Source organism: uncultured Brevundimonas sp. (genome assembly GCF_937870815.1).
GTDB lineage: Bacteria > Pseudomonadota > Alphaproteobacteria > Caulobacterales > Caulobacteraceae > Brevundimonas.
On record NZ_CALMZS010000198.1, the window covers coordinates 36240 to 44553 of the forward strand.

Consider the following 8314-nt stretch of genomic DNA (forward strand, 5'->3'; position numbering starts at 1 on the left):
CTCATGACCGACCTTGTCTCCCACCCCGTCCCGGCCGCAGCCGTCGAGCGCGACGAGCGCGACGAGCGCACCGTCCGTCTCGGCGACATCGGCATCGCTCGCGAGAATCTGCGGTTCAACGAGCCGCCGGATGACGACATTCCGACCCTGGCCGCCACGTTGAAGGCCGCCGGCCAGCTGCAGCGCCTCACCGTCCGGCCCGGGCGGGGCAGGAAGGAGCAGCCCTGGATGGCGCTGGACGGACGTCGCCGCCGCCTCGCCCTGGGTCTGTTGCTGGACGCCGGCGAGATCGACGCGGACTATCCCGTCACCGTCTGTGTCGAGACCGATCCGGCCCGTCAGGCGGCCGCCGTCCTGCTCACCAACACCGCCGTGCCCGTCCATGTCGCCGACATCATCGCCGCCATCGGCCGGATGCTGAAATCGAAGCTGACCGTGCCTGTGATCGCCCGGGCCCTCGGCTACGCCGAGATCGACATCAAGCGGCTGGCCGCCCTGGCCGGACTGCCTGCGGCGGCCCTTGTGGCCCTGAAGGCCGGGCGGATGACCCTCAAACAGGCCAGGCTGTTGGCTCGGCTGCCCGACAAGGCCGAACAGGCCGAACTCGCCGAGGCGGCGCTTGACGGGCATGGGTTTCAGGACTGGCGCATCACTGAGCGGCTCGACGAGGGGCGTGTCACCAGCCGGGATCGACGCTGTGCGCTCGTCGACGCGGACAGTTATGGCGAGGCGGGCGGGCGCACCGAGGCGGATTTGTTCGGGGAACTCGCGCCCGTATTGCTCGATCCGGAGATCCTGACGGACCTGTGGATGCGTCGGGCGCGCGCCATCGCCGCCGTGTTCGAGGCCGAGGGAATCGCCGTGCATGTCACCGCCGGACCTGAGCCGGACCTCCCGGACGACCTTGAGGCGCTGGGCTATGTCTACGGCGGTCAGCTCCCGACCGACGACATGGCGCGCTACCGCGCCGAACGGGAGGCGTTCAACGCACGGGCGGACGCGGTCCGGCAGGCCCTCGCCGAGGCCTGTGATTCCGAGGCTGTTGACGCCGCGGTCGTCGCCATGATCCGCGCCCGGGTGCAGGCCGACCAGACGGGGTGCGGCGGGCGGGTGGTGACGACCATGGTCATGTGGCCCGCCGCCGGCACGGGCGTCGATGTGCGCTGCTACACGCCCGAGGAGCCTGAAATCGAGGACGCCGGATCGATCGACAGTGATCCGTCGGACCGGACGTCGGTTCCGCCGGTCTATGTCGCTCCGGAGGCGCCGGCGCCCGAGCCCGACACCGACGGCGTCAACCACGCCCTGCATGGCGTACGCACCGAGGTGGCCACGCGCGGACTGATCCGGGCCCTGGCCGACGATCCGGGCGCGGCGCTGACGGCGCTGATCGCGCGCCTGTTCACCGTCCTGGTTCTGCGCACCCATGTGGCGCGGTCGGAGTCAGCCCTGGCCATTCTCGCCACCGGGTTCCATCCGGTGGACGGACGGGTGATCGAGACCCTGGACGGCGAGGTGCGCCAGCGGCTCGACGACCGTCGGGCGGCCTGGCAGGCGTCGGGTGAGACGGTCATCGCCTGGGTCCATGCCCTGCCGCACGGGGAGAAGATGGGGCTGCTGGCTGAACTGACCGCGATCAGTCTCGATGTCCGCGAAACCCGCACCACCCTGATCCGGCGCAGCGCCCGAACGGAGGCGGCCGAGCTGGCCGCCCTGTGCGGGGCGGACATCACGCTCCACTGGACGCCGGACGCGCCCTTCCTGCAGGCCCATTCCAAGGGACTGCTGCTGGGAATGCTGGAGAGCATGGGCGCGGAAGACGAGCGGGCGCGATCCTTGAAGAAGACTGAACTGGTCGACTGGGTCGCCGAACAGGCGGCGTCCCGGAGCTGGGCACCGGCCGGCCTCTCCTGGGCGGGTCCGCTGCCGGACGAGGAACCGGTGACGACCGAAGAGGACGTTGGTGCTGACGTGTCCACCCACGACGACGACGGGATCGGGGCATTCACCGTCACCCCGGCGGGCGAGGCCGCCCTGGGGCCCGCCGCCGCCTGACGACGATCCGCCTCGAGCACGCCGCCCCGGTTCGCGCCGGGGCGGCGTTGTCGTGTCCGGATGCTGGTCCGGGGAAAGGCGAGGGAAGGGCGGGCGAGGACGAGCCTGCAGGACCGAGAGGGAGGCGCCCTCCGCTTCAGGCCACTGGAGCTGATCCCATGTCCTCGACCCTGTCGCTGTTCGCCGACCCCGGCGGAGATACGTCCGCCAACATCCTTGCCGCCGCCCGGGCGCTGGCGGCCCATCTGGCGCGATCCCGACCGCTCGACCGTCGGCTTGTGGCCGCCGTCATGACCACCGCATTCGGCGCGTCCGACGCCGAGGGAGCCTGGGCCTGGCGCGACGCCTATGACGCGATCGAGGCGGCGACGGTCCTGCAGATCCGGCGTCTGGCGCCACAGGTCAGTCGTCTGGAAGATGCGCCGACGGAGATCGCCGCCCTGCTGGCGGCTGTCTCGGCCCTGGGCCTGACCCAGACCCGGCGCAGTGAGGTGCAGGTCGCGCTGGACCAGTTCTCCACCCCGCCCCACCTGGCCGCGCTTGCGGTCCTGGCCGCCCGGGTGCGCCCCGGAGACCGCGTCCTGGAGCCATCGGCCGGCACGGGTCTGCTGGCCGCGGTCGGCGGGGCCTGCGGCGGAACGCTGAGCCTGAATGAAGTCGCGCCGGGGCGCGCCGCTCTGCTCGACGGTCTGTTCCCCGACGCCGATCGGACCCGTCATGACGGACGCCATATCCATGACCTGTGCGCGGACGCGGGCGGGTTCGACGTGGTGCTGTGCAATCCGCCGTTCTCGGATCTCGGCGACCATCTGTCAGCGGCCTTCATGGCCCTGGCCGACCGTGGCCGGTTGGCCGCGATCGTCCCGCTGACCGCCTTGACGGACGCAAGCCTGCTTCGACGCTTCGGTGAGGCGCGACGTGTCGTGGGGCGGATCGCCTTTCCACCCCATGCCTTCGCCAAACACGGGACCGCCGTGGAGACGGGTCTGCTGGTGATCGATCGGGCCGAAGGCGCCGCGGAGGCCGCGCCTGTCCAGACCTCCGACGATCTGCAGGACGCGGCGCGGAAGGTTGGGGCGCTTGCGCCACGGGTCGGCGCCAGGCCGCGGACGCGCCTGCCCGTGACGACCGACGCCCTGTTGGGACCGCGCGCGCGAGGACTGGCCCTGCCTTCGGGCCGCCTGGCCTTCCTCGCGGGTGCGGCGCCCCTGGCCTATGAAGTGCAGGCCTGGACCGGGGAGGGGCGCGATGGCGGGCTCTACCAGGCCCATGCCCTGGGGCGCGTCGTCCTGCCCGCGCCGCGTCCGCATCCGTCGCCCCTGGTGGAGTCCGGCCCCATGGCGTCGGTGGCCCCGCCCGCGCCGACCTATCGCCCAGTCCTGCCGCCGGCCATTCGCGATGAGGGGCGAATCTCGGACGCCCAGACCGAGATGGTGATCCATGCCGGGGAGGCGCACGCCGCGCACCTGCCCGGATGGTGGCGGACGGATCAGGCGCCGCACCAGATGGTGCTGGTCTCCGAGGAGCAGGAGGAGGCCGTCCAGTTGCGACGCGGCTTCTTCCTCGGCGACGGCACGGGGTGCGGCAAGGGCCGCCAGATCGCCGCCGTCATCGCCGACAACATGAGCCAGGGACGGGTCCGGGCGCTGTGGCTGTCCCGAAACGACGCCTTGCTCGAGGACGCGCGGCGCGACTGGGCCGCGATCGGCGGGGGCGCCTACGACATCGTGCCGCTGTCGAGCTGGAAACAGGGGGACGCCATCCGGCTCGACCGGGGTGTCCTGTTCACGACCTATGCGACGCTGCGCCAGCCGGCGCGGGGTGACCGTCAATCCCGCCTCGACCAGATCATCGCCTGGCTCGGCGCGGATTTCGACGGCGTCATCGCCTTCGACGAGGCCCATGCGATGGCCAATGCGGCCGGCGGCGGCAAGGGCGCGCGGGGTGCGAAGAAGGCGTCGCTTCAGGGCATGGCCGGCCTGGCGCTGCAGAACCGGTTGCCCGACGCGCGGGTCCTCTATGTCTCGGCGACCGGTGCCACCACGGCCGAGAACCTGGCCTATGCCGCGCGTCTCGGCCTGTGGGGCGGACCGGAGGCGCCCTTCATGACGCGGGCGGATTTTCTGGAGGCCATGGATCGGGGCGGCGTGGCGGCGATGGAGCTGGTGGCGCGCGAGCTCAAGGCGCTTGGGCTCTATGTGGCGCGCAGTCTGTCGTTCGAGGGGGTCGAATATGAGCCGCTCGTCCATCCCCTGACCTCGGACGACATCGCCATCTGGGACGCCTGGGCCGACGCCTTCCAGCTGATCCACGCCAATCTCGCCGAGGCCCTGAAGGCCACGGGCCTGAACGACGAGGACGGCAAGCCGAAGAGTGGCCAGGCGGCGTCCGCCGTATATTCGGCCTTTGAGAGCGCAAAACTGCGCTTCTTCGGTCATCTGCTCGCCGGCCTGAAGACGCCGAGCCTGATCGGATCGATCCGGGAGGATCTGGTCCAGGATCGCTCGGCCGTGGTCCAGATCGTCTCGACCAATGAGGCGGTCATGGAGAGAAGACTCTCCTCCATCCCGCCGGAGGAGTGGAACAACCTCTCCATCGACCTGACCCCGCGCGAATACGTCCTCGACTATCTTCGTGAGGCCTTCCCCGTCCATCTGATGGAGTCGATCGAGGACGGGGACGGCAATGTGACCATGGTCCCGGTCATCGACGACGGTCGACCGGCCGTCAGTCAGGAGGCCCTGGTGCGTCGCCAGGCCCTGATCGAACGGATGGCTTGCCTGCCCGCCGTACCGGGTGTGCTCGACGCCCTGCTGGAAGCCTTCGGCACGGACGACGTCGCCGAGATTACGGGCCGGTCCCGGCGGGTGGTGGTGCGTGACGGACGACGCATCGTCGAACGGCGCGGCGCCGCGGCGGCGCGCGCCGAGACCGACGCCTTCATGAGCGGTCGCAAACGGGTGCTGATCTTCTCCGACGCCGGAGGCACCGGACGCAGCTATCACGCGGACCTGTCGGCGGCGAACCGGCAGCGCCGGGTCCATTATCTGGTCGAGCCGGGCTGGCGCGCGGACGCCGCCATCCAGGGCCTGGGCCGCAGCCACCGGACCCACCAGGCCTCGGCCCCGCTGTTCCGGCCGGTCACGACCGACATCCAGGGCGAGAAGCGCTTCACCTCGACCATAGCGCGCCGGCTGGACACGCTCGGCGCCCTGACGCGCGGTGAGCGCCGGACGGCCGGCGCGGGTCTGTTCCGGGCCGAGGACAATCTGGAGAGCCCCTGGGCGCGCAGGGCCCTTCTGGTCTTCTACGGTGCACTGGCCTTCGGTGAACTCGCCTCGATGACGCTCGAGACCTTCATGAACAAGACAGGTCTCAAACTGCTCGACGCCGATGGCGGTCTCAAACCCTCCGACGATCTGCCGCCGATCCACACCTTCCTGAACCGGCTGCTGGCGTTGCGGATCGCCGACCAGAACGCCCTGTTCGAGGACTTCGATCGCATTCTCTCGGGCATCCTCGAGCGCGCGGCCGCGTCGGGTGAACTGGACCGGGGTCTTGAGGATATCGAGGCCGGGGAACTGGAGGTTCTGGGCCAGGAAACCATCCGGACCGATGTCTCAACGGGCGCCGAAACCGCCCTGGTGACCTTCTCGCTGAGGGTCCGTCGGGACATCCTCAATCCGGACGACGCGCTGGCCCGGGTCGCCGACGTCGCACACCAATTGGTCGTGAACGCAAAGTCCGGCCGGGCGGCGATCGCCGAGCTGGGCCTGACCACCGCCACGGACGAGGACCGGCTCGTCGCGGCCGTCCGTCTGATCCGGCCGGATGGACGCCAGACCCTGTCGGAGAAGACGTTCGGGGAATCCGCCTGGAAGCCGGCGGCGATCGGCGACTGGCGCCGGGTCTGGGATGAGGAGGTCGCGGGAACCGATCCCTGGCTGAGGCGAGAGCTCACGCTGGCGACCGGCCTGCTGCTGCCGATCTGGGGCCGGTTGCCGGCGCGCGGATGTTCGGTGCGCCGGGTCCGGGCGCCCGACGGCCGACGCTGGCTGGGGCGGGCCCTGGACGAGACCCAGGCCCGGGCGCTCAAGGCGAGCCTGGGCCTGGGCGACATCGGCGACGCCTGGGCCGACGGCGCCAGGACCGCCGCCAGCCTCCTCGACCGCAGCGTCCAGCTCTGTCTGGAGGGCGGCCTGTGGCTGAAACGGGCGCGGGTGATGGATCGCTGGCGGATCGAGGTGGTCGGCGGCCGGACCGATCGCGACGCCCTGGTCGCGCTCGGGTGCTTCGTGGAGATCATCGCCTTCACGCCCAGGGTCTTCATCCCCGTCGACCGGCCCCGCGTCCTGGAAGCTGTGTTGCGTCGTCACCCGGTGCAGTCGGTCCTCGACGGCGCGGCGGCCTGAGATCGGCCGGACGAGGCGAAGGCCTCGTCCGGTCAGGAGGGGACGGGAGGAAGGGAGGATGAGGGTGAAGCGGGATCGGGGAGATCGGCTCGCCGGCGCTTCGGATCAACAGGAGACTGACATGCAGACCATGGTGTTCACCGGCCGGTTGGCGGCCGACCCCCAGATCAGCCCGGACTTCGCCAAGGCGGTGTTCCGGCTGCTCGAAAAGCGCGGCGTCGACGCCGCCGGCAAGGACCGGCTCGTCGGGGTCAATTGCGTCAGCTGGTCGAAGGGCCTGAACGAGAAGGTCATCGCCCGCGGTCTGGCCCAGGGCTGCGAAGCCGTCGTCGTCGGCGCCTTCATCGACACGGCCTATGCGGCCAAGGACGGGACCGAACGCACCGCCAAGGAACTGGTGGTGAACCGGCTGACCGTCCTGGACTGGGCCGAGGACCGCGACGCCGCGGGGCTCGGGGCGTCCGAAGACGGCCGCGTCGCCGCCTGACCTCGCGACCCTTCATTTTCCCCAACCTTTATTTTCAAGGAGACTGATCATGCAAACCCTCACTCTCGAAGGCTATCTGGCCGCCGACCCGTCCATCCTGTCGGCCCAGGGCTCGGGCAAGAAGCGCGCGAGCTTTCGCGTGCTGGAAACCACCCGCTTCCGCAAGGCCGACGGCACGCCCGGCGAGCGCACCACCGGCTTCAACTGCATCTGCTTCAACGAGGCGACGACCGAGAAATACATCGAGGCCTTCGCCCGCAAGGGCAGCCGCGTCGTCATCCAGGGCCATGTCGAGAACGACACCTGGACCGGCAAGGACGGGGTCGAACACTACGACCTGCGCCTGATCGTCGGCGATATCCGGCTGAAGAACCGGCGTGCCCGGCCTTCTACGGATGACAGTCCTGCCGACAGACAGGTGCAGGAGCCGGCGAGCGGCTATGATCTGAACGACGACATTCCGTTCTGATCCGACGGCGAGAGAGACGGAACGGCCCGGCGCGCGAGCGCCGGGCCGTTTTCCTGTGTGGGGGCGGGAGGGGAAGGCGAGGGCGGGCGCGGGCGAGCCGTTGGGGCTCGCTGGCACCGGAGTTCCGCCATGACCGCCTCCGCCTGGACCGAAGACCGTATTGAGCGCCTGAGGACCCTCTGGCTTGAAGGCCGCAGCGCCGCGCAGATCGCGCGTGATCTTGGTGAGGGTCTCACCCGCAGCGCGGTCCTCGGCAAGGTTCACAGGATGGGCCTGTCCGCGGGTCGCCCGCGACCCCGGGGTCCGTCTGTCGTCGTCCTGTCGCCGCCCAGGGACCGCCGCCCGCCGCCCACGACCGTGGGTGAGGCCATTGCGGGGCCGGAACCCGTCCCCGACCAGGGGCGGACGACCCTGCTGTCCGTGCGGCGCTGCGAATGCCGCTGGCCTTATGGCGACCCCGGGGCTGAGGGCTTCAGCCTGTGTGGGCGCCCGGTCGCGCGCGGCGCCTTCTGCGGGCCGCACGCGGCTGTCGCCTATCGCCCTGTGCGGCAGACGCCTGAGAGCCTGGAGGCGCTCGCGGGGCTGCATTGAGGCGCGGGTCTCCGGCCGGTTTCGCGGTGAAGAAATCAGTGACTGTTTCGACGGCGGCCTCGATGAGGTCGCCTTTTTGTCTTCGGCTTGGGTCGAAGGTTCCAGGACCGGCGGTCGAGGGGCTTGAGGTCCTGCCGGTGTCGGCATCGATGGACGCCCCGGGTGCGGCGCCGGCGGCTCGCCGCCGACGAGGCCGGCGAAGATCGATGTCCTGTCGTCCGTATCGGCGCGACGGCGCCGAGTTGTGTCCTCGCCCGAAGGCGGGCGAGTACTTGCCCCCGCACATCGCCCTCCGATTTT

General features: G+C 70.5%; 5 protein-coding genes. All 5 read left to right on the plus strand.

Translation table 11 applies throughout. The features are described 5' to 3' along the window. Window positions 1-3 precede the first annotated feature (3 nt). The 5 genes from Q0588_RS13510 to Q0588_RS13530 all read left to right on the plus strand — a co-directional run bounded on the left by Q0588_RS13510 (window position 4) and on the right by Q0588_RS13530 (window position 8014). Window positions 4-2055, plus strand: coding sequence for a chromosome partitioning protein ParB (locus Q0588_RS13510; RefSeq protein ID WP_298747109.1), 2052 nt, complete (start codon window positions 4-6; stop codon window positions 2053-2055). A gap of 158 nt (window positions 2056-2213) precedes the next feature. Further along, a complete protein-coding gene (locus tag Q0588_RS13515; RefSeq protein ID WP_298747111.1) occupies window positions 2214-6467 on the plus strand; it encodes a strawberry notch family protein in 4254 nt (1417 codons plus the stop codon). Between the two features lie 121 nt (window positions 6468-6588). After that, window positions 6589-6954: a hypothetical protein gene (locus tag Q0588_RS13520; protein WP_298747114.1), complete on the plus strand. Its 366-nt coding sequence runs from the start codon at window positions 6589-6591 to the stop codon at window positions 6952-6954. Window positions 6955-7003: 49 nt separating this feature from the next. Next, on the plus strand, window positions 7004-7423 hold the full coding sequence (locus tag Q0588_RS13525; protein ID WP_298747116.1) for a single-stranded DNA-binding protein: 420 nt from the start codon (window positions 7004-7006) through the stop codon (window positions 7421-7423). A gap of 129 nt (window positions 7424-7552) precedes the next feature. Then, window positions 7553-8014 (plus strand): GcrA family cell cycle regulator, encoded by a 462-nt coding sequence (locus Q0588_RS13530; RefSeq protein WP_298747118.1) that lies wholly within the window; start codon window positions 7553-7555, stop codon window positions 8012-8014. The last annotated feature ends 300 nt before the right edge of the window (window positions 8015-8314 follow it).